Below are 22,667 nucleotides of genomic sequence, written 5' to 3'. Positions count from 1 at the left end.
ATCGGCCAGCGGTGCCCGCGGCTTACTCGATCACGCGTGGCACCAGGTAAAGCCCACCCTCGACGGCCGGCGCAATCGCCTGAAAACCCTCGCGATTGTCGGTCTCCGTGACCGCGTCCGGGCGCAGGCGCTGCTCGGCATCCAGCGGGTGGGCCATGGGTTCCACGCCCTCGATGGGGGCGCCGTCGAGCTGCTCGACAAAATCGAAGATATCGCTCAGACCGCCGGCAAATTCGCGGGCCTTTTCGTCGCTCATCGCCAGACGAGCGAGGTGCGCGATGCGCTGAACTTCGGAGGCTTCTACAGACATGATCGGCAAGGGCCCCTGTATCAGTCGATGGTGATGCGGAATGCGGCCGGCAAACTTACCACAAAGCCGTTATTGCCCAAACCCCGGGCAGTTGCTAGAGTCTCGGGCTTTCCCGCCCGACCACCAACGCAGGTTTCTTCTTCATGCTCAAACGCCTCCTGGGGTTGTTCTCCAACGACATCTCCATCGACCTCGGCACTGCCAACACCCTTATCTATATGCGCGGCCAGGGGATCGTCCTGAACGAGCCGTCCGTGGTCGCGATCCGGCAGGACCGAGGCCCGGGCGGCCCGCGCTCCATCGAAGCCGTGGGGATCGAGGCGAAGAAGATGCTGGGGCGCACGCCGGAGCACGTGGTAACCATCCGCCCGATGAAGGACGGCGTGATCGCCGACTTCACCACCACCGAGAAGATGCTGCAGTACTTCATCAAGAAGGTGCACGAGCGGCGGATCTTCCGCCCCAGCCCGCGGGTACTGGTCTGCGTGCCCTGCGGCGCGACCCAGGTGGAGCGCCGCGCGATCCGCGAATCCGCGTTCGGCGCCGGGGCGCGCAAGGTCTACCTGCTGCAGGAACCGGTGGCCGCGGCCATCGGCGCCGGCATCCCGCTGGATGAGGCCGTGGGCTCCATGGTGCTGGACATCGGTGGCGGGACCTCCGAGGTCGCGGTGCTGTCGATGAACGGCATCGTCTACTCCGAGTCCGTGCGCATCGGCGGTGACACCTTCGACGAGGCGATCATGTCGTATGTGCGCCGGAACTACGGCGTGCTGATTGGCGAGGCCACCGCCGAGCGTATCAAGCATGCGGTCGGCTCGGCCTATCCAGGCAAGGAGCTGCTGGAGATCGAGGTCAAGGGCCGCAACCTGGCTGAAGGCGTGCCGCGTTCGTTCACCCTGAACTCCAACGAGATCCTCGAGGCCCTGCAGGATCCGCTGTACGGAATCGTCTCCGCCGTGCGCACCGCGCTGGAACAGACCCCGCCGGAACTGGGCTCCGATGTCGCCGAGCGTGGCATCGTGCTGACCGGCGGCGGCGCCCTGCTGCAGCAGATCGACCGCCTGCTGATGGAAGAGACCGGCATCCCGGTGGTCATCGCCGACGACCCGCTGACCTGTGTGGCGCGTGGCGGCGGGCGCGTGCTGGAGATGCTCGACGAGAAACAGGTGGACTTCCTGTCCATGGAGTAGACTCCGGGCTGGATCGGGGGATGGGGTGTCGCCCCGCATCCTGGGAAATTGGTGGGGCTCTTCCCATCGCACCTGCCAACCGCGGTGCCGCCCTGACCCAATCACGACCCGCAACCGGAGGTTAAGCCATCAGCAAGCCGCTGTTCAGACTGGGTGTATCGCCCACTCTGCGCCTGCTCGCGGTGATCCTGCTGGGTGTCGCGCTGATGGCGCTGGATCACCGACTGAACGAGCTGCAGACGGTGCGCAATGCGCTGTCCACGGTGGCCTACCCCCTGCAGGTCGCGGTCGATGCACCGATCCGGGCGGGCAGCCGGCTGCTCGAGTCCTTTACCAGCCGCGAAGACCTGATTACCGAGAACCGCATCCTGCGCGAAGAGAACGCTGAGCTGCGGGCCCGCCAGTTGCGCTTCGATGCGCTGCAGATGGAAAACGACCGCCTGCGCGCACTCCTGAACACCGCCGAACGGGCACAAGAGCGCGTCGAGATCGCCAAGCTCCTGGCCGTGGACCTGGACCCCTTCCGCCAGCAGATCGTGCTCAGCAAGGGCAACCGGCACGGTGTCTACCCGGGGCAGCCTGTCATCCACCCCGATGGCGTGATCGGACAGGTCCTGTCCACCCAAATGACCAGCTCCACCGCGCTGCTGATCTCCGACCCCGGCCACGCCTTGCCTGTGCTCAGTGCCCGTACCGGCCTGCGCGGCATTGTCGTCGGCACCGGCAACCCGCGGCGCCTCGAAATGCGGCACGTACCGCCCCAGGAGGACATCGAGGAGGGCGACCTCCTGCTGACCTCCGGGCTCGGCGGGCGCTTCCCGCCGGACTACCCGGTCGCCCGAGTGACCTCGGTCGAACGCCAGCCGGGACAACCCTTTCTTGATATCCAGGCCGAGCCTCTGGCGGCCCTGGACCGCTCGCGCGAGGTCCTGCTGCTGTGGACCAGCGAACGTCCGGACGCGGACGCCGATACCCGCCCGGAAGAAGAAGGGGAAACGACCGAACGGGAAGCAGAACCGGAGGGCGAGGCCGACATTCCGGGGGCGGCTGAGAACCCATGAACCGCACGCTGGGCATCCCCTGGCTAATCGCCCTGACCCTGGTCGTCGCGCTGGCCCTGGCCATCGTGCCCATACCCGATGCGCTGCCCCCAGCCCGACCTGAATGGCTCCTGCTGGCGCTGGTGTACTGGATCATGGCCTTCCCTCAGCGCTTCGGGGTGCTGACGGCCTTTGTCATGGGGTTGCTACTGGATACCCTGTACGGCCAGTTGCTCGGGCAGAACGCCATCGCCCTGGCGGTGGTGGCGTACATCGTGCTGCAGATTCATCCACGCCTGCGTGTTTACCCCGTCTGGCAGCAGGCCATCGTGGTGGCCGTCCTCACGGCGCTGTACAAGCTCCTGGCCCTGTGGCCACAGGGCGCGATTGGACTGCCGCCCGACAGCGCCTGGTATTGGGCGCCGGTGGCGACCAGCGCACTGGTCTGGCCGTTGATCTTCGTGCTGCTAAGGGACATGCGGCGGCGCTGGCTGCTCCACCTGAGCTGAACACGGGCCACCCGTTCTGGTCGAACGCCCCCAAAAGCGACTCATGCGCGAGCGTGTACGTTGATCACTAGTCCCCTGACGAATGGAGAGAGACACGATGGACCCGAAGACCCGCACCGAAATCGAGGCCGCTGTATTCCAGCGCCTCTTGCAGCATCTTGATGAACGCAAGGATGTGCAGAACATCGACCTGATGAATCTCGCCGGTTTCTGCCGCAACTGCCTGTCCAAGTGGTACGTCGCCGCCGCCGAGGAACGCGGCGAGTCGATCGATTACGAGGGGGCCCGCGAGATCGTCTACGGCATGCCCTACAGCGAATGGAAGGAGCGCTACCAGAAGGAGGCGACCGCCGAGCAGAAGGCGGCTTTCGAGGCGAGCCAGAAATCGACCCATGCATGACCACGGACTGATCGAGACGCCCGAGGCCCTGCAGGCGTTTCTCGATTCGATCACCGGGACGGACTGGATCGCGCTGGACACGGAGTTCCTGCGCGAGAAGACCTACTATCCGCAGCTCTGCCTGGTACAGGCCGCCACGCTGGATCAGCTCGCCTGCATCGACCCGCTGCGCCTCGACATCCAGCAGCTCGCCCCGCTGTTCCGGGACGCGCGCATCACCAAGGTCTTCCACGCCGCCTCGCAGGACATGGAGTTGCTGTATCGCGAGCTGGGCTTTGTGCCCAGCCCCGTGTTCGATACCCAGATTGCGGCCAGCATGCTCGGCTACGGCGAGCAGGTCGGCTATGCCAACCTGGTCAAGAACGTGCTCGATCGCGATCTCGACAAGAGCCAGACCCGGACCGACTGGTCCCGGCGTCCGCTGAGCGCGGACCAGATCCGCTATGCCGCCGACGACGTCCGCCACCTCGCGACACTGTTCAACCGCCTGCTGCACGAGCTGGATACCCACGACCGCATGCACTGGCTGCGCCCGGAGATGGAGGCGCTCAGCAATCCGGCCCTGTACGAACCGGACCCGGAACAAAGCTGGCAGCGCGTATCGGGGGTCAAGCGGCTGAAGCCCAAAGAACGCGCGGTACTCAAATGCGTCGCGGCCTGGCGCGAGCGTACCGCGCAAAGCAGCAATCGTCCCCGGCGCTGGGTGCTGTCCGACGACCTCCTGCTGGACATCGCACGCCGCACACCGGCTGATACCCAGGCTTTGCGCGAACTGCGCCAGTTCCCCGGCGGCATGAAGCCCGACCACATCGAATCGCTTCTGGCCGCCATCCGGGAAGGCCAGGCCCTGCCACGCGAGCAATGGCCGCATTTGCCGGAGAAGCCGCGCCTGAGTGAGCGTGACGAGGTGCTGGTCGATATCGGCATGGCGCTGCTGCGCGAGTGTGCCCGCGAACACCAGATCAGCGCCGCGGCGATCGCGCAACGCAAGGATGTGATCGAACTACTGAAGAGCGACGGCACGGAAGGCCGCCTGGCTAGTGGCTGGCGCCGGGAGATTGCAGGTCAGACCATCCAGCACTGGTTCAGCGGCGAGAGCCGCCTGGCCTGCAAGCCCAGTGGTGAGCTTGATATGGAACCCGTTAGCGAAACGATTGCGACGGAATAGCCGCCGCAATCGTCGCAAGATGCAGATGCAACCCGCTCAGGCCGCGGATTTGTACACACCACGGCGCGGGGACTTCAGACGTCCCTGGCGCTTGAGGTAGGCAAGCGTTTGCGAGATGTTCTTGGTATCCAGGCCGGCCTTCTCGGCACGCTCCTTGATCTCCTTGGTCGCCATCTCGGATTTCTCCGCCACGATCTCGACCAGCTGCTGACTGACCGAGCTGCCGCCCCGGCCGCCACGGCGACCACCACCAGCACGACCGACACGGCCGCCCAGTTCACGGATCTGGCGCTCAAGCTCGTTGAGTTCTTTGCGATGACGCGCGATCATCTCTTTGCGCTTTTCCATCAGCTTTTCGCGCTTCTTGCGGCGCTCGGCGTCCTGGCGCTCGGCTTCTTCCTTTTCCCGCTGACGGGCCAGTGCATACAGCTCTTCGGCGGAAAGTTCGGAGGCCTTCTTGCTATCCAGACTCATTACTCGTCTCCTCGTTCGGAACTTCTCAATGACCAGAACGGCTTCCAACTCCTCGCACGCCCTGGACGGCACATATCGCACGGGTGAATATGATAAAAATAGAAGTAAATTACAAGAGCCGAGAAATAAATTAACACTCGAAGAAGAAGCGCAAATCCGACAAAAGGTGCGCGAATTCTACATCAAGTCACAACCGGAACAGCCGAACACGCCCCCCGAAGTTCTTTTTAACCTACGAGGCAAAGCCGCCGGGCAATGGCGGCTGCGCAACGGGCACGAGCAGCTACGGTTCAACCCCGAGGCGTTCTGTCAGGACTGGGATTCACACTTCCCGGATACCGTCGCCCACGAGGTGGCGCACTCACTCGTGTACCGGACGTCCGGGTTACGCCGCGTACGCCCTCACGGCCCGGAATGGCGAGCCTGGATGGAAACGTTCGGCTGCCAGCCACGGGTTACGCACAACACCCCCCTGAAAGGCAGAAGGGTCCGGACCTATACCTACCGTTGCGCCTGCCAGACCCACGCACTAAGTGCGCGGCGACATTATCTGATTCAGCGGCGCCGATACCGCTATGAATGCCGAGAGTGCGGACAGCGACTACAGCAGGAGAAATAAAGATCATTAGAAAACCTGGCGGGGCGGTCAATGCAGATCATGCAACCGGCTTTCCAACTCGGCCAATACGCATTCCACTGCGCCACGCCCCTCCTCGATCACCGTGCGCGCCGCATCACCCATGGTTTTCCGACACTCGGAATCTCCCAGCAAATCCGCGACGGCGCGGCCCAGCGCCTCGGCATCCTGCACACGCCACAAAGCACCTTGCTCCCCGAGGCGCTCGACTGCGAATGTAAAATGCTCGGTGCTGGGCCCCACAAGCACCGGCAGCCCGAGCGCGGCGGGCTCGAGTACATTCTGCCCCCCCAGGGGAACCAGGCTGCCCCCGACAAAAGCGGCATCCGCAGCACCAAGGTAGACCCCAATCTCGCCGATCGTATCGCCCACCAGCACATCCAGCGGCGGCCCCGGACATTGCGTGCGCCTCCCGACCGAAAACCCGGCTTGCCGGGCCGCCTCGAAAGCCACGTCAAAGCGATCTCGATGGCGCGGCACCCAAAGCAACACGGCGTCGGGATGGGATTCGCGCACCGCGCGATGGGCCTCGAGCACGGCCTCTTCCTCGCCTTCCCGCGTACTGACCGCCACCCAGACCGGCACGCCTTCAGGCGCAACAGTCGCACGCAGATCCGCCGCCTGCTCATGGCCGGGCGGCAATGCGCGATCGAACTTCAGATTCCCCACCACCTGGACGCGCGCGTTCGGCGCCCCCAGCTCGCGAAAGCCCCGGGCGGCCGACTCGTCCTGGGCCAGGATCTTCTCGGCACGCGCAAGGGTTTCCCGCACCAGAGGCTGCAGACGCCGGTACCGCTTGATTGAGCGTGGTGATAGCCGCGCACTCACCACCCGGAGCGGAATACCGGCCTGTTCGCAGGCACGATAGAGATTGGGCCAAAGCTCGGTCTCGACGATCAGCGCGACGGCCGGACGGGTGCGCCGCAAGAATCGGCGAACGGCCCCGGGCAGGTCCAGCGGCAGATAGGCGTGCTGGACATCCCTCCCGAGAGCCGCTTCCACCCGGGCGGCTCCCTCCGGTGTCGTGGTCGTCATCAGGAGCGCATGCTCCGGATAGCGGCTACGCAAGGCACGTGCGAGCGGTACCGCCGCCTCCACCTCGCCCACCGAGGCGGCATGGAGCCAGATGGTGCCGGGTGTTAGCGGCTCCCCGGCTCCCAGCCATTCCCGCCAGCGGGCCACTGGTACCGCGTTTGTCCGGGCGCGGCGCACCAGCCGCGCCAGCAAGGCCGGAGAAGTCAGTCGCAGGAGGGCCGTATAGAAGATGTGGCGCATCGCGGCTAGCGGCTCAGTCGAGCCACGCAATGGCCTCGGGCAGGGTGCGGATACGGATGTCTCCGTCTTCAGTGGGCAGCGGTTCCGTGCCCGAGGGATCAAACAGCAATCGGGCGCCGACCCCGGCGCGCCGCGCGGCCTCGAGATCCGACGCGCGATCCCCGACGAGCACCGAACCAGTGAGATCCAGATCCAGGTCATCCCGCGCCCGCAACAGCATGCCCGGCTCCGGCTTGCGATCCGGACAGGCCCGACGATAGTCGGGCTGCGCATCACGGGGATGATGAGGGCAGTGGTAGACGGCCTCGATGCGGCCACCGCGCTCGGAAAAGCGCTCGCTCATCCAGTCCGTCAGCTGCCGGAAATCGCTGTCGCCGTAATAGCCGCGGCCAATCCCGGACTGGTTGGTGACGACCACCACCGGCCAGTGCCGGGAAGTGGCGGCCGCCACCAGTTCGAAGATGCCGGGGACGAACTCGACCTGGTCAGGGCGATGCACGTAGCCATGGTCGACATTGATCACCCCGTCGCGGTCGAGAAACAGGGCGCGCGCACTCACGCCGACCCCGAACGTTCCTGATCGGCCACCAGCGCATCCTCGACGATCCCGCACAACAGATGCCCGATCAGCCCGTGGACCTCCTGAACTCGCGCGGTAGCGGCATCGGGCACCCGCAGCACATGATCTGCGGGATGCGTCTCCGGCAGCCCCTTCTCGCCGGTCAGGGCAACCGTAACCAGCCCACGCTTGCGCGCCATCCCGATGGCCTCGAGCACATTGGGCGAATGCCCGGATGTGCTGATCCCGACGAATACATCACCCGGCTGCCCCAGCGCCTCGACCTGACGCGAGAACACATGCTCGTATCCAAAATCGTTCCCGATCGCCGTCAGCACCGAGGTGTCGGTCGTCAACGCGATCGCCGCCGCCCCCGGGCGCACCGCCCGATAACGACAGACAATCTCCGCCGCAATGTGCTGCGCATCCGCCGCGCTGCCACCATTGCCCGCCAGCAGCACCTTGCCGCCGTCGCGGATGCACTGCAGCCAGCGCTGCCCAACCGTCTCGACCTCGGCAACAAACGCCCGGTCCTCCGCCAGCCGCCCGAACAGCCGGCTGGCCGCCGTGAGCTCCTCGATGATTCCTTCCCGCACTTGCGCTCTCCGCCAGGGAAACACTGAACAATGTAAATGGTCAGCGGGGCACGCCCGCCGATGCCGGGCAAAGTACACCGCGTATCCTTAAGGCCACAAGCAACCGCACGTCGCGGTATCACAGGGCCATGTACAATTTGGGAATGTCTCTCAGCGCCAGTCCGAGTTTCGTGCCACCCGCAAGCCACATGCCGGGCAGCCTTGCCCCATGTTCCGCAGCCCCTGCCGCCCAGCAAGCCCCGGGCGCGACCGGGTGTGCTTTCGTGCTGGCCGGGAGATCATGTTGAGTTCAAGCGGCGCCCACGTCCCGGCTGTCCTGGTCATCGGCCCGGCCTGGGTGGGTGACATGGTGATGGCCCAGAGCCTGTTCATGACGCTCAAGCAACGCGAACCCGCACCCGCTGTGGACGTGATTGCGCCCGCGTGGAGCCTGCCGATTCTGGAGCGCATGCCCGAGGTGCGCCGTCCCATTCCGTTGCCTGTGGGCCACGGGGAGCTTGCACTCGGCCGGCGCTGGCATCTAGGGCGGTCACTACGGGACGCGAACTATCAGCAGGCGATCGTACTGCCGCGTTCAGCAAAGGCGGCAGTACCGGCCTTCGCCAGTGGGGTACCCCGACGGACCGGTTACCGCGGCGAGTTCCGCTACGGCCTGCTCAACGACATCCGCCCACTGGACCGTCAGCGCCTGTATCGCACGGTCGATCGGTTCGTCGCGCTCGCGCACGCCCCGGATGCACCACAACCACCCCCGATTCCGGAACCCAGGCTGGTGATCTCCGAACGCGGTCGGGACGAGGCACGCATTGCACTGGGACTGGGCAACCAGGAGGCACCGGTTCTGGCACTCTGCCCCGGCGCGGAGTACGGCCCCTCCAAGCGCTGGCCCGCCGAGCACTATGCAGAAATTGCTCGGGCCCGCCTGACAGCAGGCTGGCAGGTCTGGCTGTTCGGTTCACGGAAGGACCGTCCAGTGACCCAGGCGATTGCCGAGGCCGCCCCGGGCTGCGCAGACCTGGCCGGGCGCACGCAGCTGGGCCAGGCGATTGACCTGCTTGCCTGCGCAGACCTGGTCATCACCAATGACTCGGGGCTCATGCACATTGCGGCGGCCACCGGCCGCCCGGTGATCGCTGTCTACGGGTCCTCCGACCCTGGCTACACGCCGCCGCTAACCCCCCGCCGGCGCATCCTGCATCTAGGTCTGGAATGCAGCCCCTGCTTTCAGCGCGAGTGCCCCTTGGGGCATTTGAACTGCCTGCGCAAGCTGGCGCCCGAGCAGGTACTGGAGGCCGCCGACGCCCTGCATGCGGAGAGGCACTGATGCATCTGGCATTCGTGTTGTTCAAGTACTTCCCGCATGGCGGGCTGCAGCGCAACTTCCACCGCATCACCGAGCTTGCCCTGGAGCGCGGCCATCAGATCGACGTATTCACACTCGCATGGGAGGGCTGGACCCCGGAGCACCCGCACCTGAAGCTGCGTGTACTGCGGGTGCCTGGCTGGCGCAACCACACACGCTATCGCCATTTCGCCCGCCGCGTTCAATCGGAGGTCCAGGCACTACAGCCCGATCGCGTCGTCGGGTTCAACAAGCTGCCCGGGCTGGATGTCTACTACAACGCAGACCCCTGCTTCATCGAACGGGCGCAGGCTCGCAGCCAGCTTTATCGCCTCTCCGGGCGCTACCGCGTACATGCGGCCCTTGAGCGGGCGGTCTTTCGCACCGAGGCGAACAACCACATCCTGCTGCTATCCGAGGCCGAGAAGCCCCTGTTCCAGCGCTGGTATGCGACTCCCGAGGACCGCTTCCACCTGATGCCACCGTATGTCTCGGCTGACCGCTTCGCCAATGCCGACACCCCGCAACGAAGGCACGCTCTTCGCAAACAGCTCGGCCTGGGGGACGACTCGCTCATGCTCCTGATGGTTGGGTCGGACTTCCGACGCAAGGGTGTGGACCGCAGCATCCGGGCGCTGGCCGCCCTGCCGGACGGCTTGCGGGAACAGGCATCGCTATACGTACTGGGCAAGGGGCGCGCGGCCCCACTGATGCGCCTGGCCCGAAGTCTCGGTGTCTCGGGGCAGGTGCATTTCCTGCAGGGGCGCGACGACGTGGCCGACTTCCTGTTTGCGGCCGACCTGCTTCTGCACCCCGCCTACCAGGAGAACACCGGGACCGCGATCGTCGAGGCGATCGCGGCCGGTCTGCCCGCCCTGGTTACAGCCAATTGCGGATACGCCTTCCACATCGAGCGCGCCGACTGTGGCGAGGTGCTGACCACGCCGTTCGAGCAGCCCATGATGGACGCCGCCCTGGCCCGCATGCTGAGCCAACCCAAACTGCAGGCCTGGCGTGATGCGGCCCTGCGCTACAGCGTTCGCACCGAACTCGGCGCACGCGCCGAGCACGCGCTGCGGGTCATCGAAGGCCCCCGCTATGGCGAGGTGGCGGCATGAGGGTGCTCCGGCGCAATGAACTGGTGATGGACGATGCCTTACACGCGGCGTTAACCGCACGCTACGGCCCGGGAGACCCCTTCGAGCAGGCCATGGCGCTGGATGGCGAGGTCGTCCGCAACGTCGACGGGCGGCGCACGTTCCGTTTCGAACTGGGCGGGCAGCCCTACTTCGCCAAGGTGCACAACGGCATGCCGTGGCGACGCATCCTGCGCAAGCTGAGCCAGTTCCGCATCCCGGTGCTGGGTGCCGAACCCGAATGGCGTGCAATCCACCGGCTGCGGAAGCTGGAGATCCCGACCACGCCACCGGTCGCATTCGGCATCCGGCGTGGACTGAACCCGGCACGGGAACGCTCGTTCGTGATTACCCGCGACCTGGGGCGCACCCGCACCCTGGAACAGGAATGCCTGAGCTGGCCCGAACAACCACCGGCCTTCGCCTTTCGCCTGCAGTTGATCCGAGAGGTCGCCCGCATTGCCCGCACCCTACACGGGAGCGGCATGAATCACCGCGACTTCTACCTGTGCCACTTCCGACTCGACCTGAACTCGAACGAGAACGCCATCCGGTCCGGCCGCATCCCGCCGCGCCTGCACCTGATGGATCTGCACCGCGTTCAGTTCCACGCCCGCCTGCCGGCCCGCGCGCAAATCAAGGATCTCGGAGGTCTGTACTTCTCCGCCATGGATATCGGCCTCAAGCCACGAGATATCCTCCGTTTCATGCGCCTCTATCATGGCACCAGACTCCGCGCCACCTTGGTTGAAAGACACACGCTCTGGACTCGAGTGGCACAGCGAGCCCGAACGCAATACCGCAAGGAACACGGGCGCCTCCCATGTCACGGCTGATGCAATGGCTCGCAGGCATCGGGCGAAGCTCAAGCGTGAAAGGAGTCGCCCCTCTTGACGAAGACCTGAAGAACGCCGGCCTCACCCTCCTGGAAAACCAACCAAAGGCGGGCTGGACCGTCCTGGACAGCTCGGCGCAGGCCCGCGTCGCGCGCGGCCAGTGGCAAAGTCAGGCAGTTGTAATAAAGGTCTTTCTTCCAAGGGGGCCATGGGAATCCGTCAAGTCCATCGGCCGGGGCAGTCGCGGCATGCGGGCCATTCGGCATGGGCGCCAAATGAGTGAAGATGGTTTCGATACACCACGCGCACTCGCCTATGGCTGGATCGGGGTGAACGAGTGCCTGGTAATGGAGGACATCAATGGGGCCAGCCTTTCACACCTGATCACTTCCCGCCATGGGGAACCGTTCCTGGCCATTGCGGACCGTCATCTTGTTCACCGCCGACTCGCAGAAACCGTTGCTCACCTCCATGAGTCCGGATGGACCCATGGCGACCTCCGACTTGGGAATATCCTCGTGTCACCCCCCTCCGCAACCGGACGGTTGGTGTTCCTGGACAACGAAAGAAGCAAAAAACATGGCAGACCATGTGACGGCCAGAAAAACCTGGTCCAACTCAACATGACTCATCCGTCTTTTCTGCCTCGAACCAGTCGTGTTCGGTTTCTGAGCCACTATGCAACACAGCGCGGCATGGGGCGGGTCGCATTCCGCCACCTTGCTATTCGGATTGCCCAGGCAACCGAGGCGCGCCACCAGGAACGGCTGCGACGTGGTGGTTCCAAAGCGCGTTTTTCAGCCAAATAGCAATGAACTCGAACAGCCAAAGCATCCGGCTAACTTCCGGGTTTTGCGGTGCCGGCAATCCCGACCACCCTGTCGTGAAAGCGCTCCAGGCGGGGCACCCCGTACTCGACGGGGCTCGGCGCGAATGCCTGAAGACCAATGCCCAGGCCGAGAGCGGGCTCCTTTTCTCGGACTTCTCGCCCGACCCTGTCTTTTACAAGCGGTATCCATCCCGATGGAGAAACCGGATTCTTGGGCATCTTGGCATTCGCTCCCGTGCCCGCCGGGTTTGGGAGTTCTCGACCTACCTGAAAGGACATAACGCGCCGGTTGCCAAACCTCTGGCCTACCTGGACGGCTCGGCGGAAAGCTGGTTCTTCTGCGAGGCTCTGCCCCAACACCCAAGCCTGAATCAATGGCTAGAAGACGATGCGCTACCGGACGCGGCCCTACTCAGTGAACAGGCCGCTCAAGCGATCGCCACGTTGCACAACGCGGGGGTTGTACACCGTGATTTCAAGTGGGGAAACGTGCTGTTCTCAGCCACAGGAGACGTCATCATCGCCGACCTGGATGGCGCGCGGTTTCATCACCAGCCGCGCCGGGCGGATCTCGCCCGCGACCTAGCCCGTTTCGCCGTTAACGGGCTCGAGGTTGGCCTGACGCAAAGCTGGGCGCGGTCCTTCGTCGGCCGTTATTGCAAGATTCGCGGCATTCCCGTTGAACGACTTCTTCCCGCGGTCGCCCGCTCCGTCACCGTCATTAGCAAACGGCACCAGAAGCGCTATCGTCGCCCCCCTGTCAGCCTGACCTGAGCTTTGGACATCGAAGTGAAAAACCAAGATCGACTTGTACAACTCATGCTGGATCAGCACCTGGGAAATTTTCTCGTCGCCACACCGGTCCTCTCTGCTCTGGCCCAGCACGAGAAAAATCTCCTCGTCATTCATGAACCTCACGCCGAACTCGCGAAACGGATCCCAACGCTAAAGGGCCCGATTGTCACACTGCCCAGAACGGGCAGCCCGGCAAGGGACTTCATCGGATTCATCAAGCTACTCCATACAGTCCGCTCCACAAGACCCACGATTGCCCTCGATTTCGGCGGCAGCGGCAGCGGGGGCTGGCTCGGAGCCATGAGTGGCGCCCCACGGCGAATCTGTCGAGACAGCGCACCGTATGCTCGGCGCTTCAGTGAGCACGTAGCAAAGCCAGAGGGGATGCAACACCGCATCGAAATCTACGGCGCCATAGGGCGAGCTGTCGTACCCGAACTGGAATGGGGATGGCCCAAGCTTGAGCCACTGTCCTCGGACCACGCAAACCTTGAAGAGACTCTGCGTGCGCACGAAATAGACTCGGAGCGCCCGATGATCTGCCTGCATGTAGCCGGAGGGAAGGAATACAAGCACTGGCCGTTGCCGAAATATGCTCAGGTAATCGACACATTACGCCGCGAAGGGAAACAGCCCATTCTGATCGGTGCGGGGCCTGACCGCACAGCGGCGCAGGAGGTTCAGGCTCTGTGCGAGGACCCGCCGGTCAACCTGGTGCAGCGACTGGGCATTGGAAGCCTCATCGCTCTCTTCGAGCGCGCGTCTCTTTTCATTGGCAACGACAGTGGCCCCATGCACATGGCTGCCGCAACGGGCACACCGGTTGTTGCGTTGTTCGGGCCGACGGATCCCGTCCGCTGGGGCCCTCTAACCAACCGGGCCCTGATCGTTCGCGGCACGGAACATATACCGCCGGAACAAGGAAAGAAGAAGTTTGCCGACGGTCGCCGAATGGACAGCATCCGGGTCGATGACGTGGTGAACGCCATTCGCCTCTCCGAGAAGCGCTTTGCAAAGTAGCTGGAAGAACCTTAAGTCCTTCGACCAAGCGCGTGGCCACCACTCACCAAATTCTCTCGTAGCGGCTCTTGTACCGCGCGTCGAATGCCGGGCAGGTATTTTCGCTGGATCAACCTGGCTGCCCGCGGCCAGACCCGTGGAATCCGTGAGGCGTGAGCCAGCCCCAGGGTGCAATACACTCTTCTGCGAAACGCCACCCCCCGAAAGGTGCGAAACGGAATGGCCGCCAGCCGAGAACTCTCTTCTCGAACTCCCTCCAGAAAGGCTCGCTGAGCTTCCACCGGATCCCCTTCCTCCAGATGAACTAGCGGATCCAGAAGCAAACGCCGGTACAGGTACCCCAGCAGGCGGTGGCCAGCGAGAGTTCGACGCCAGAGGGGTTCAGCGAATGCGGCCGCATAATCCAGGTGCATCGCACGGCCGCGGCTGACATCGAAGAGCACATTGTCCATATTGCGGTCCTTCATTCCCGCAATGAAGGCTGCTGGAAGCGATTGCCCCAGGCCATAAAACAGCTTCTCTCGTTCAAGGCCGCCAGGCTCCCGATCGACAATGGCAGCGACAGACTTTGCGGGGCTGTAAGGCATGGCCACCCAGCCAGCATCGATCACCTGAACCGGGAAAGCGGGCACTCCCAGCGCGGAGAGCACCTCGCTAACGGTGACCTCCTTGTCCGCATCAACTGTGCTCTTGACCACCAGGGTCTCCTGGCCGCCGGCTCGCACCAGAAATACCTCGCGAACCAGACGCTCCACCTGAATAGCCGGAGTACGGAGTTGCTCGGACAGCCGATCGCGAACGCCAGATGGTAGACTCTGCATTCGATCCATTCGCGTTGACGATTGCACGTTCTCTCCCAATAACGACTCGCTGCCCCGGCACCCCCCGCGAAAGCGCGCGGATCATAGCGGGCCACCAAGCCACTACATGATGTCATGACCGATACACCAGAAGAACGGCCCCTCGCCAACCAGCATATCCTCATCGTGCTGGAGAAAAAGGGCCATGTGGGTGCAAACGTCCGGGAACACTTTCGCGTCTACCGCGAGGCAGGCGCCCGCCTCACTCTGTGCTTCTTGACCGGCGACGGCTCGGAGTACCAGTCTGACCGTCCAGCTGACAGCGTTACCGGACTGCGTCTCAGCGACAAGGCAAGCAGACGGAACCGAATCGCAACCGCATGGCGCCTGGCGCGAATCCTGCGAAGGGACCGACCAGACGTCATGATTGGGGATCAATACAAATGCGTCGCGAGTCTGCTACTTGCCAGCGTCATCGCTCGCCATGGTCGCCCGATCTACGCACTGCTGCGCGGATACTACGCAACGGATTCCAGAAGCCGTCAGCGCTACTACCAAGCCTTCCGCAAGCGCCTCACGGGCATACTGACCCTGACCGACGCGCAGAGAGATCGCTTCATCGCGAACATGCCGTGGTATCCAACAGACAGTATCTCCGTCGTCCATAACTATATCGACGCCCACCGCCTGCGCACGACAATGCTGTCGAAAACGGAGGCGCGCGAAAGACTCGGACTGGATGAAGACCAGTTCGTCTTCGGCTGTGTGGCCCGTTTTGACAGCTACAAACGCATCACTGATCTACTAAAGGCCTTTGCGAAGCTGCAGACACGAGACGCCGCTCAGGCCCAACTCGTCATTATAGGCGACGGAAAAGAGCGCGCAGCTCTTCATGCCGAGACCAGAGATCTGGGTATTCACTCACGCACCCTGTTCACAGGCTTTTTAGCAGGTGCCAACCGGTACATGCAGGCGTTCGACGTATTCGTTCTGCCCTCCGAAGGTGACAACTTCGCCAGAGTCTTCCTCGAAGCGATGGCGGCCGAGATCCCTGTCGTAGGGGTACGCGGCGGCGGAACACCCGAAGTCCTCGGAACGACCGGCTACCTCGCCCCTCCCCGCGATCCGGCCGCGCTGTCCGAGATCCTCGACCAACTCATCCGCCTTTCTCCGGATGAGCGATGCGCTGCTGGGCGGAAGGGGCGGGAGGAGTCGGAGATCCGATTCACGCGGGAGGGGCTCCGACGTCAGCTACTCGGCGCCCTGAGCGGGAGCATGATGCAAGCTCGAACGCTTCAGCCTGATGGCATCTAGGTGCCTGTCGATCACTTGCGCCTGCGCCTGACCCAGCGATGAAACCTTCTGAAAAGGGGCCGCAAGGGCCTGACGAATACCCCGAGCGTGTGGGGATCGTATTTGCCCACATGCGCCACCTTTACGGCGCCGGTGGAGGACTCGAACGAAATCGCTGGAACCTCGCCAACGAGTTTCTCCGCATGGGCATCAAGGTGGACTTGCTGGTGTTGAATCCGGACGGGCTGGAACACCTTGCCGACCAACCCGATCGGCATGCCATTCGTCTGCGGCGCGAACACCCAATAGCAACGCGCATCCGCGCGCTCAACAGCGCGCCCGACAGCTGGAAGGAATTACTCAAACCCGTGATTCTCCCGGCCAAAGGTGCCAAGCCGCTTCGCTACCTAAGAAGCGTCCAGCAATATATCGAAGGGTATCGCCCAGAACGGATAATCGGAGGAGGAACCCAGGAAAACCTGACACTTGCCATCGCTCGATCCGGAACAACGCACAAACCTCGCCTGACCCTTAGCGAACATAACCCTTTGTCGAACACGCTTACGACAGAAAAACATCGTCGACTCTGGCGCTGGCACCACCTGCGCCCCCTGCTGCGGCGCATGTATTCGCAGGCCGACTCGCTCGTGGCGATCTCTGACGCAGTAGCCGATGATCTGGCAAGCACGCTCGATCTGCCAAGAGAACGCATCAAGACCGTCTACAACCCGGTAGTCACGGATGCCCTGTGGGAACGGATCCGCGAACCATTCGATCACCCTTGGTTCGCCGAAAGCTCCCCCCCAGTGATCCTGAATGTCGGGCGGATGACCGCTCAGAAGGACCAGGCTACGCTCATCCGAGCATTCGCAGCCGCGCGACAAACGCGCCCACTCCGGTTAATAATCCTGGGTGACGGGCCAGAGCGCGCCAATCTGGAGAGACTGGCTGACGAACTCGGTATTCGACAGGACATCCACATGCCGGGGTTCGCCGCGAACCCGCTAAAGTATATGGTTCGGGCATCAGTCTTCGCCCTCACCTCGCGCTGGGAAGGTTTTGGTAACGTGCTCGTCGAAGCGCTGGCATCGGGCTGCCCTGTTGTTGCCACCAACTGCCCGGGGGGACCCGCTGAAATCCTGGATCACGGTCGCTTCGGCACCATGGTGCCATCCGACCCGGCACAGATTTCAGAGGCCCTGCTGGCCACGATCGACGCCCCCCCCGATCGCTTGCTCCTGAAAGACCGGGCCTCCCAGTTCACCGCCGCCCGGGCCGCAGAACACTACCTGTCCCCCTGACCGGCGACATCACGAATCTGATCGAGCCTATTTCCAACTGTTGCGCCAGATGAAGCAAAGGTACCGACCATGGGGTTGCGAACGCATCTGAAAGTCCACCTGTCGCCTTTCTTTCTCCGCTATCCGTGTCGATACGGTACCACCAAGGTCGACACTCGAATTGCCGTGGACCGAGAACGGCGTTTCATCTATTTCCGCATACCCAAAGCGGCCAATTCCACTGTCAGCTATGCCATCAGCAATATCGAAACCGAAAACGGCGACAGCGCCGGAGCCTATAAATCCGGATACGATCGTGCGAGCTCATTGGGGTTCCTGGAGACCTACCGCCTTCACCAGCGGTTCTTCCTCTTTTCGGTTGTTCGAAACCCATATACCCGCGTAGCGTCAGCATACTTGGACAAAATCCAAGGCCAAAAGCGTCAAAGGGTCCCCGTCGCGAGAGCGCTGGGCCGCGCGAGCACCGCGCCAATCACCTTCAACGAGTTCTGCGCATACCTCGCGAAAGGCGGGTATCGCGACGACGTCCACTGGTTTCGCCAAACGGACCTGATTCCGTGCGGAACCGACTGTCTAGACTACCTAGGCTCCGTCGAAACGCTCACGAAGGATCTGAACGCTATCCGAACCCGACTCGCGATTACAAGCGAAACCGGTCGATCCGACTGGAACCATGGCAAGACAGGCGCCTCGTCGCGCCTCTTTGAACTATACGACGATGAAACTCGGATCTCCGTTTTTGAAACGTACAAGCAAGACTTCGAGCTACTCGGGTATGCAAAGAGCTTGGACAAGAACGACCAGCCCCCTTTACGAGCCTCGATGGCCTAACCAAACAAACCAGACAGGTGGCGCACTCTCTCTAAAGGGACTGAGACCCCTCGATGATGGAGACAATCGCAAACTACAGCCCGAACTTACTCTAGCTAACGCTGAAGCATTTTTTCGGGAATCAGCTTCTGCCGAGACCCTTAAGCGAGACGGCGTCGTAGTTCATACCCAATCAGCAATGCGAGAGGAACCCAGAGGCCAAGCCAGAAATGCGGATTTACCCGGTGAATGATCTCGTGGCCATCAAACGACAACATCACGATACCGCCGAAGAACATCGATATACCAAACGCTAGTCCGGCGATACGTTCCCGACTCGTCATCCCCACTTGGTGAACAGCCTCTCGGATAGCAACTAGCACCAAGAGTGCCCAAGCGAGTGCCCCCCAAATACCGGCTACCAGCGTCGACATCAGCCAGATGCTGTGTGGGCTGTAATACGTTCGGCCATCACCGCCCATGACGGCACGATCCAGGATGAGCCCCTCGCCGTACCAGGGGTTCTGCATGATGCGATCGACAACGGCCAACCAGACAGTAAAGCGATTAGCATCCGCACGTTCGATAAAGCTTCGGAACCCAAAATCCATGACGTGAGTTACGACTACAAACGCCCCCACCCCGAAGACGAGCCCCAACAGCACCTTCCAGTAGCGAAAATATGCAAGCTGGACGACCGCCCCGACCGAGAATCCGAGCAGTAGCGCACGGCTTTGCGCAAGAAGAATAAACGCCACCCCAACCGCAACGCCGACCCAGCCCAGAATCCGCAGATATCCCTTGTCTCGATTCAAGGCGACGGCCAATCCGACTAGCGCCACCAGCAAGAAGCCGACGGAACCGCGATTCGGACTATCGCGGTAAAAGACCATGTTGTTCAGTCGCGTCGAGGGAAACGGATGATCCGCGTAGTAAACCCCGATGGAATACACGAGAACAACCGCCGCTATGGGTATCAATACCAGAACCAGGCGATCGAACCAGTCGTCGCGGGTCGCTACAACCCAGGCTGTCGCCGAGACAAAAATGAGGGTCAGAAGCGCATAACGGACCTTGTCATAAACTTCGTCGGCGTCGACCAGACTTGGGTCACTCCACAACATCGAGGCCGAGAGCACTCCGACCCACAGGATCAGAAACTGGAAGACGCGAGAAGAAAGAAGGAGGCCCCAGTCCTGCCACCTCATGGCCAGCAGGAACGGCAACACTATCAGGAGGTACAGAACATCGCGATGAAAGCGGGTACTCCAGGCGGCAAGAAACCCCGCAAGGAATATAGCCAGCGCCCAGCCGAGCCACCGGGAATCCCTGACCCCGGCGCGGAACCGGGCAAAAGACCAGAATCCGCGCACCCGGAAGAATGCGCCTGCATTCACGGCATCAGCCTCGGCCGATCAGCGGACTTCTGCGCTCATCGATCAAGAGCCGCATTGGTTTGCAGCTCCTGCACCCAAGCCTCGTCAAATAATGAGTCACGTCGGGTCTCGAGCTTCTGCTGGTTCCGGCGATGGGTCTTCTCGGGGGAGACAGCAGCAGTGCCATGCCCAAGGTGGACGATGCGCGGCATCATGGTACGCACTGGAACAACTTTAGTCGGGTACCCCTTGTCCCAGAGCTGGGCGGAAATCGAGTAGCCACCACTCTGGTCGTAGAAACCCTTTTTGCCCTCAACACTGCGGAAAGTGAGCCCCTCGTCCAGCAGAATCTGGCGGCGATACATCGCACAGAAGTCCTTGGGATAGTGACCCTGCTTCCACACGTAGCGCTTCTTGCGCAGCCCAAGAGCGTACTTGATGTTGCTGCGGATCACATGAAAGACACGCTTCTGGAACTCGTAGACGGGGTTCTTCAGCTCCAGCTTCCATGTGCCCACGCCACCAAGACGGGGATCATCCCCCATCGCCTTCAGGTATTCGTCCAGCCAGTCCTCGCGCTTTACAAACAGGTCCGTATGCATCGTGACCAGAAACTCGCCTGTGGCCTCTTTCAACGCGATATCGTGCGAGGTCCAGACGTTGTGCGGGAAATTGAACAGCCCCTCTTCCGGTCGCTCGATCAAGCGGATCCATTCCAGCGAACGCAGGTACTCCAGGCTTTCGTCTTTCGAACCATTGTCGATGACGATGACCTCCACATCCTTGCCGCGCGTGTTCTTGCGGATCGAACGCAGGCACGGCTGCAGCAGAGGCAGGACCTGCCAGTGAGGAATCGAGATGCTGATACGACCGGGAACAATGGTATGGCTCGACATAAACTACTCCGGATAGGCTGCGCACAAGCGCCCACATCAGGGGACATGGCAGGTCAGGCGCGCATGCTACCATGCGGCCAGTATCGCGTCCCTGATCCTGGGACGGATCCGGACGTCTGTTATCATGCGCACCATCTCGGCTTACTGACCCGGCTTGCGCTCCGCTTGCCCAGGTGCGCCGCACATCAATGCAGTGTCGCCAAGCCTAGCACCTAGCCTGCCAAGGAACCCAGATGGGCGCCCGCTCGATCGACCAGAACCCGAACCACCCGACCGCTGGCAAGTCCTGGCACCTTTACAAACGCATCTTTGCGTTCATCAAGCCCTACTGGCGCCTGGGCGTCCTGGCGATCACAGCGATGATCCTGGCCGCCGCCGGTCAGGCCGCGTTCGCCTGGATTATCCAGCCACTCGTTGACGGCACCTTTATCGAGCAAGACGCCGGCGCTCGCCTGTGGGTACCGGCTGCCCTGATCGGGATTTTCCTCTTTCACGGCTTGACCACCTTCGCTTCGGATTACAGCGTCGCCTGGATCGGGCGCAAGGTAGTGAAAGACATCCGCCAAGCGGTGTTCGAACATTATCTCCGATTGCCATCTTCGTTTTTCGACCGGCACTCCCCCGGCACCCTGCTGGCCAAGCTCACGTACAACGTGACGCAGATCAGTTCGGCCGCATCCAAGGCCATCGTCGTCCTGATTCGGGACAGCTTCACCGTCTTGTTTCTTCTGGCCTACATGACCTACCTCAGCGGTTGGCTCGTGCTCATCGTCTTCACCGTGGCGCCTATCGTCGGCCTGGTAATTACGGGCGCCAACCACAAATTCCGGAAGATCAGCCGCCGCATGCAGCAGTCAACCGGGGATTACGCGCAAATCGCTGAAGACGGGATTCGAGGCCAGACGGAGGTCAAGATCTTCGGCGCGATGGACTATGAAGCCCGACGCTTTGGTGATACCAACGAGCGGTTTCACCGCCAGGCCATGCGCCATAAGGCCGTACAGGCCGCCGCCCAGCCGTTATCGCAATTCGGAGCCATCATTGCCCTGGCCCTCATCGTCTACCTCGCAACCATGGACTTGGTACTCGAGACGATTTCGCCTGGAGGGATGGTCTCGTTTGTCGTCGCCATGCTCCTGCTGCTACCCCCACTCAAGCGCATCGTGGGCGTCAATGCCGAGATCCAGAAAGCACTGGCCGCAGGCGAGAGTGTATTCGAGGTCCTGGACACCCCTCCGGAGGCAGATAACGGCAAGCGCCCCCTGCACCGCGCCACGGGGCTGATCGAATTCGATCACGTAGGGTTCCAGTACCCGACGAGCCACCAACGAGTACTCCAGGATATCAACCTGGTCATCCAACCAGGCCAGACCGTTGCCCTAGTAGGCCGCTCAGGCAGCGGCAAGACAACGCTGGCTCGGCTCTTGCCCCGCTTCTACGAGATCGACGAAGGTGAAATCCGCCTGGACGGACACCCAATTCAGGAATACCGCCTTCAGGATCTCCGTTCCCAAATAGCCGTCGTCAGCCAGCACGTGGTCCTGTTCAACGACACACTGGCACACAACATCGCCTATGGGATGAAAGAACCACCCTCGGAAGACCAGCTCCGAGAAGCGGCGCGAGCGGCCAATGCGCTCGATTTCATCGACAAGCTCCCGAATGGCTTTGACACGGTCGTTGGTGAAAACGGCATCATGCTGTCCGGCGGGCAACGCCAGCGTGTCGCCATTGCGCGAGCGCTCCTCAAAAACGCACCCATTCTGATCCTTGACGAGGCCACGTCGGCGCTGGACTCCGAGTCGGAGCAAAAGATCCAGCTCGCACTGGAGACTCTCATGCGCGATCGCACCACTCTTGTGATCGCTCACCGCCTCTCGACTATTGAAGATGCCGATTGCATCGTGGTCGTAGATTCCGGACGCATCACCGAAGCCGGCACCCACGCCGAGCTTCTGGGCCGCAATGGTGCATACGCTGCATTGCACAAGGTCCAGTTCGAAGACGGAAAAGAGGGGCCCCGGTGAAGAAACATCAGCGCGGAACGTCACCTGATCCCTGCGACACACCAAGGG

At 62.5% G+C, this 22,667-nt stretch carries 24 protein-coding genes; 16 read left to right on the top strand and 8 right to left on the bottom strand.

What is annotated here, in order from left to right; all coding sequences use genetic code 11:
- Positions 1-22 precede the first annotated feature (22 nt).
- Complete coding sequence (gene gatC, locus F466_RS0103870) at positions 23-310, bottom strand: Asp-tRNA(Asn)/Glu-tRNA(Gln) amidotransferase subunit GatC (protein ID WP_018137957.1); 288 nt, start codon at positions 308-310, stop codon at positions 23-25.
- A gap of 143 nt (positions 311-453) precedes the next feature.
- Here gatC and F466_RS0103865 point away from each other — a divergent pair, with 143 nt between their 5' ends.
- From F466_RS0103865 to rnd, 5 genes are all read left to right on the top strand, one after another.
- Entirely contained in the window at positions 454-1,500 is a 1,047-nt protein-coding gene (locus tag F466_RS0103865) for a rod shape-determining protein (protein WP_018137958.1), read from the top strand.
- A gap of 128 nt (positions 1,501-1,628) precedes the next feature.
- Entirely contained in the window at positions 1,629-2,561 is a 933-nt protein-coding gene (mreC, locus tag F466_RS0103860) for a rod shape-determining protein MreC (RefSeq protein ID WP_156000508.1), read from the top strand.
- Positions 2,558-3,049: a rod shape-determining protein MreD gene (mreD, locus tag F466_RS0103855; protein WP_018993499.1), complete on the top strand. Its 492-nt coding sequence runs from the start codon at positions 2,558-2,560 to the stop codon at positions 3,047-3,049. The genes mreC and mreD overlap by 4 nt, the downstream gene beginning before the upstream one ends.
- A gap of 97 nt (positions 3,050-3,146) precedes the next feature.
- A complete protein-coding gene (locus F466_RS0103850; RefSeq protein WP_018137961.1) occupies positions 3,147-3,449 on the top strand; it encodes a DUF1244 domain-containing protein in 303 nt (100 codons plus the stop codon).
- Positions 3,442-4,617, top strand: coding sequence for a ribonuclease D (gene rnd, locus F466_RS0103845; RefSeq protein ID WP_018137962.1), 1,176 nt, complete (start codon positions 3,442-3,444; stop codon positions 4,615-4,617). Before F466_RS0103850 ends, rnd begins: the two co-directional genes overlap by 8 nt.
- A 36-nt stretch (positions 4,618-4,653) precedes the next feature.
- Here rnd and F466_RS0103840 read toward each other — a convergent pair whose 3' ends face one another.
- Positions 4,654-5,091 carry a hypothetical protein gene (locus F466_RS0103840; RefSeq protein WP_018137963.1) on the bottom strand — a complete coding sequence of 146 codons (438 nt, stop codon included), beginning with the start codon at positions 5,089-5,091 and terminating at the stop codon, positions 4,654-4,656.
- 28 nt (positions 5,092-5,119) lie between these two features.
- Between F466_RS0103840 and F466_RS13310 the strand changes: the two genes are divergently transcribed.
- On the top strand, positions 5,120-5,710 hold the full coding sequence (locus tag F466_RS13310; protein ID WP_083918080.1) for a SprT-like domain-containing protein: 591 nt from the start codon (positions 5,120-5,122) through the stop codon (positions 5,708-5,710).
- Between the two features lie 27 nt (positions 5,711-5,737).
- Here the strand turns inward: F466_RS13310 and waaA are convergent, their stop codons facing one another.
- From waaA to F466_RS0103825, 3 genes are read right to left on the bottom strand one after another with little or no spacing between them, the layout of a single operon-like run.
- Entirely contained in the window at positions 5,738-7,003 is a 1,266-nt protein-coding gene (gene waaA / locus F466_RS0103835; protein WP_018993498.1) for a lipid IV(A) 3-deoxy-D-manno-octulosonic acid transferase, read from the bottom strand.
- 13 nt (positions 7,004-7,016) lie between these two features.
- Complete coding sequence (locus tag F466_RS0103830; RefSeq protein WP_018993497.1) at positions 7,017-7,562, bottom strand: D-glycero-beta-D-manno-heptose 1,7-bisphosphate 7-phosphatase; 546 nt, start codon at positions 7,560-7,562, stop codon at positions 7,017-7,019.
- Positions 7,559-8,158 (bottom strand): D-sedoheptulose 7-phosphate isomerase, encoded by a 600-nt coding sequence (locus tag F466_RS0103825; protein WP_018993496.1) that lies wholly within the window; start codon positions 8,156-8,158, stop codon positions 7,559-7,561. Before F466_RS0103825 ends, F466_RS0103830 begins: the two co-directional genes overlap by 4 nt.
- A 280-nt stretch (positions 8,159-8,438) precedes the next feature.
- Between F466_RS0103825 and waaF the strand changes: the two genes are divergently transcribed.
- Genes waaF through F466_RS13295 form a run of 6 tightly spaced genes read left to right on the top strand, consistent with a single transcriptional unit; the run spans position 8,439 to position 14,116 of the window.
- Positions 8,439-9,482 (top strand): lipopolysaccharide heptosyltransferase II, encoded by a 1,044-nt coding sequence (gene waaF / locus F466_RS0103820; RefSeq protein ID WP_018993495.1) that lies wholly within the window; start codon positions 8,439-8,441, stop codon positions 9,480-9,482.
- A complete protein-coding gene (locus F466_RS0103815; protein ID WP_018993494.1) occupies positions 9,482-10,618 on the top strand; it encodes a glycosyltransferase family 4 protein in 1,137 nt (378 codons plus the stop codon). Before waaF ends, F466_RS0103815 begins: the two co-directional genes overlap by 1 nt.
- Entirely contained in the window at positions 10,615-11,472 is an 858-nt protein-coding gene (gene rfaP / locus F466_RS0103810; RefSeq protein WP_018993493.1) for a lipopolysaccharide core heptose(I) kinase RfaP, read from the top strand. The genes F466_RS0103815 and rfaP overlap by 4 nt, the downstream gene beginning before the upstream one ends.
- Positions 11,460-12,281 carry a lipopolysaccharide kinase InaA family protein gene (locus tag F466_RS13305; RefSeq protein ID WP_081616954.1) on the top strand — a complete coding sequence of 274 codons (822 nt, stop codon included), beginning with the start codon at positions 11,460-11,462 and terminating at the stop codon, positions 12,279-12,281. The genes rfaP and F466_RS13305 overlap by 13 nt, the downstream gene beginning before the upstream one ends.
- A 2-nt stretch (positions 12,282-12,283) precedes the next feature.
- The gene (locus F466_RS13300; protein WP_081622262.1) at positions 12,284-13,075 is read left to right on the top strand and encodes a lipopolysaccharide kinase InaA family protein; all 792 of its coding nucleotides are present in this window, start codon (positions 12,284-12,286) and stop codon (positions 13,073-13,075) included.
- Between the two features lie 3 nt (positions 13,076-13,078).
- Complete coding sequence (locus F466_RS13295) at positions 13,079-14,116, top strand: glycosyltransferase family 9 protein (RefSeq protein WP_232199151.1); 1,038 nt, start codon at positions 13,079-13,081, stop codon at positions 14,114-14,116.
- 11 nt (positions 14,117-14,127) lie between these two features.
- On the opposite strand, the gene F466_RS0103785 is transcribed toward F466_RS13295, so the two are convergent.
- Positions 14,128-14,871 carry a hypothetical protein gene (locus F466_RS0103785; protein WP_231373169.1) on the bottom strand — a complete coding sequence of 248 codons (744 nt, stop codon included), beginning with the start codon at positions 14,869-14,871 and terminating at the stop codon, positions 14,128-14,130.
- A 180-nt stretch (positions 14,872-15,051) separates the two neighbouring features.
- Here F466_RS0103785 and F466_RS0103780 point away from each other — a divergent pair, with 180 nt between their 5' ends.
- The 3 genes from F466_RS0103780 to F466_RS0103765 all read left to right on the top strand — a co-directional run bounded on the left by F466_RS0103780 (position 15,052) and on the right by F466_RS0103765 (position 18,341).
- On the top strand, positions 15,052-16,230 hold the full coding sequence (locus tag F466_RS0103780; protein ID WP_018993487.1) for a glycosyltransferase: 1,179 nt from the start codon (positions 15,052-15,054) through the stop codon (positions 16,228-16,230).
- 38 nt (positions 16,231-16,268) lie between these two features.
- A complete protein-coding gene (locus F466_RS13695; protein ID WP_156000510.1) occupies positions 16,269-17,510 on the top strand; it encodes a glycosyltransferase in 1,242 nt (413 codons plus the stop codon).
- A gap of 165 nt (positions 17,511-17,675) precedes the next feature.
- On the top strand, positions 17,676-18,341 hold the full coding sequence (locus F466_RS0103765) for a sulfotransferase family protein (RefSeq protein WP_018993484.1): 666 nt from the start codon (positions 17,676-17,678) through the stop codon (positions 18,339-18,341).
- A gap of 140 nt (positions 18,342-18,481) precedes the next feature.
- Here the strand turns inward: F466_RS0103765 and F466_RS0103760 are convergent, their stop codons facing one another.
- Both F466_RS0103760 and F466_RS0103755 read right to left on the bottom strand, forming a co-directional pair.
- The gene (locus F466_RS0103760) at positions 18,482-19,717 is read right to left on the bottom strand and encodes an O-antigen ligase (protein ID WP_018993483.1); all 1,236 of its coding nucleotides are present in this window, start codon (positions 19,715-19,717) and stop codon (positions 18,482-18,484) included.
- Between the two features lie 35 nt (positions 19,718-19,752).
- The gene (locus F466_RS0103755; RefSeq protein WP_018993482.1) at positions 19,753-20,592 is read right to left on the bottom strand and encodes a glycosyltransferase; all 840 of its coding nucleotides are present in this window, start codon (positions 20,590-20,592) and stop codon (positions 19,753-19,755) included.
- Between the two features lie 233 nt (positions 20,593-20,825).
- Here F466_RS0103755 and msbA point away from each other — a divergent pair, with 233 nt between their 5' ends.
- Positions 20,826-22,619 carry a lipid A export permease/ATP-binding protein MsbA gene (gene msbA / locus F466_RS0103750; RefSeq protein ID WP_018993481.1) on the top strand — a complete coding sequence of 598 codons (1,794 nt, stop codon included), beginning with the start codon at positions 20,826-20,828 and terminating at the stop codon, positions 22,617-22,619.
- Positions 22,620-22,667: the final 48 nt, after the last annotated feature.

This window comes from Thioalkalivibrio sp. ALgr1 (genome assembly GCF_000378285.1).
Taxonomy (GTDB): Bacteria; Pseudomonadota; Gammaproteobacteria; order Ectothiorhodospirales; family Ectothiorhodospiraceae; genus Thioalkalivibrio.
The sequence above is the reverse complement of the archived record's forward strand: the minus strand, read 5'-3'. Positions and strand labels throughout refer to the sequence as shown.

Excerpts from the sequence above, each read along its gene's own strand:
- gatC (WP_018137957.1), bottom strand. The coding sequence starts at position 310 with ATGTCTGTAGAAGCCTCCGAAGTTCAGCGCATCGCGCACCTCGCTCGT.
- F466_RS0103865 (WP_018137958.1), top strand. The coding sequence starts at position 454 with ATGCTCAAACGCCTCCTGGGGTTGTTCTCCAACGACATCTCCATCGAC.
- mreD (WP_018993499.1), top strand. The coding sequence starts at position 2,558 with ATGAACCGCACGCTGGGCATCCCCTGGCTAATCGCCCTGACCCTGGTC.
- F466_RS0103850 (WP_018137961.1), top strand. The coding sequence starts at position 3,147 with ATGGACCCGAAGACCCGCACCGAAATCGAGGCCGCTGTATTCCAGCGC.
- rnd (WP_018137962.1), top strand. The coding sequence starts at position 3,442 with ATGCATGACCACGGACTGATCGAGACGCCCGAGGCCCTGCAGGCGTTT.
- F466_RS0103840 (WP_018137963.1), bottom strand. The coding sequence starts at position 5,091 with ATGAGTCTGGATAGCAAGAAGGCCTCCGAACTTTCCGCCGAAGAGCTG.
- F466_RS13310 (WP_083918080.1), top strand. The coding sequence starts at position 5,120 with ATGACCAGAACGGCTTCCAACTCCTCGCACGCCCTGGACGGCACATAT.
- waaA (WP_018993498.1), bottom strand. The coding sequence starts at position 7,003 with ATGCGCCACATCTTCTATACGGCCCTCCTGCGACTGACTTCTCCGGCC.
- waaF (WP_018993495.1), top strand. The coding sequence starts at position 8,439 with ATGTTGAGTTCAAGCGGCGCCCACGTCCCGGCTGTCCTGGTCATCGGC.
- F466_RS0103815 (WP_018993494.1), top strand. The coding sequence starts at position 9,482 with ATGCATCTGGCATTCGTGTTGTTCAAGTACTTCCCGCATGGCGGGCTG.
- rfaP (WP_018993493.1), top strand. The coding sequence starts at position 10,615 with ATGAGGGTGCTCCGGCGCAATGAACTGGTGATGGACGATGCCTTACAC.
- F466_RS13305 (WP_081616954.1), top strand. The coding sequence starts at position 11,460 with ATGTCACGGCTGATGCAATGGCTCGCAGGCATCGGGCGAAGCTCAAGC.
- F466_RS13300 (WP_081622262.1), top strand. The coding sequence starts at position 12,284 with ATGAACTCGAACAGCCAAAGCATCCGGCTAACTTCCGGGTTTTGCGGT.
- F466_RS0103780 (WP_018993487.1), top strand. The coding sequence starts at position 15,052 with ATGACCGATACACCAGAAGAACGGCCCCTCGCCAACCAGCATATCCTC.
- F466_RS13695 (WP_156000510.1), top strand. The coding sequence starts at position 16,269 with ATGAAACCTTCTGAAAAGGGGCCGCAAGGGCCTGACGAATACCCCGAG.
- F466_RS0103755 (WP_018993482.1), bottom strand. The coding sequence starts at position 20,592 with ATGTCGAGCCATACCATTGTTCCCGGTCGTATCAGCATCTCGATTCCT.
- msbA (WP_018993481.1), top strand. The coding sequence starts at position 20,826 with ATGGGCGCCCGCTCGATCGACCAGAACCCGAACCACCCGACCGCTGGC.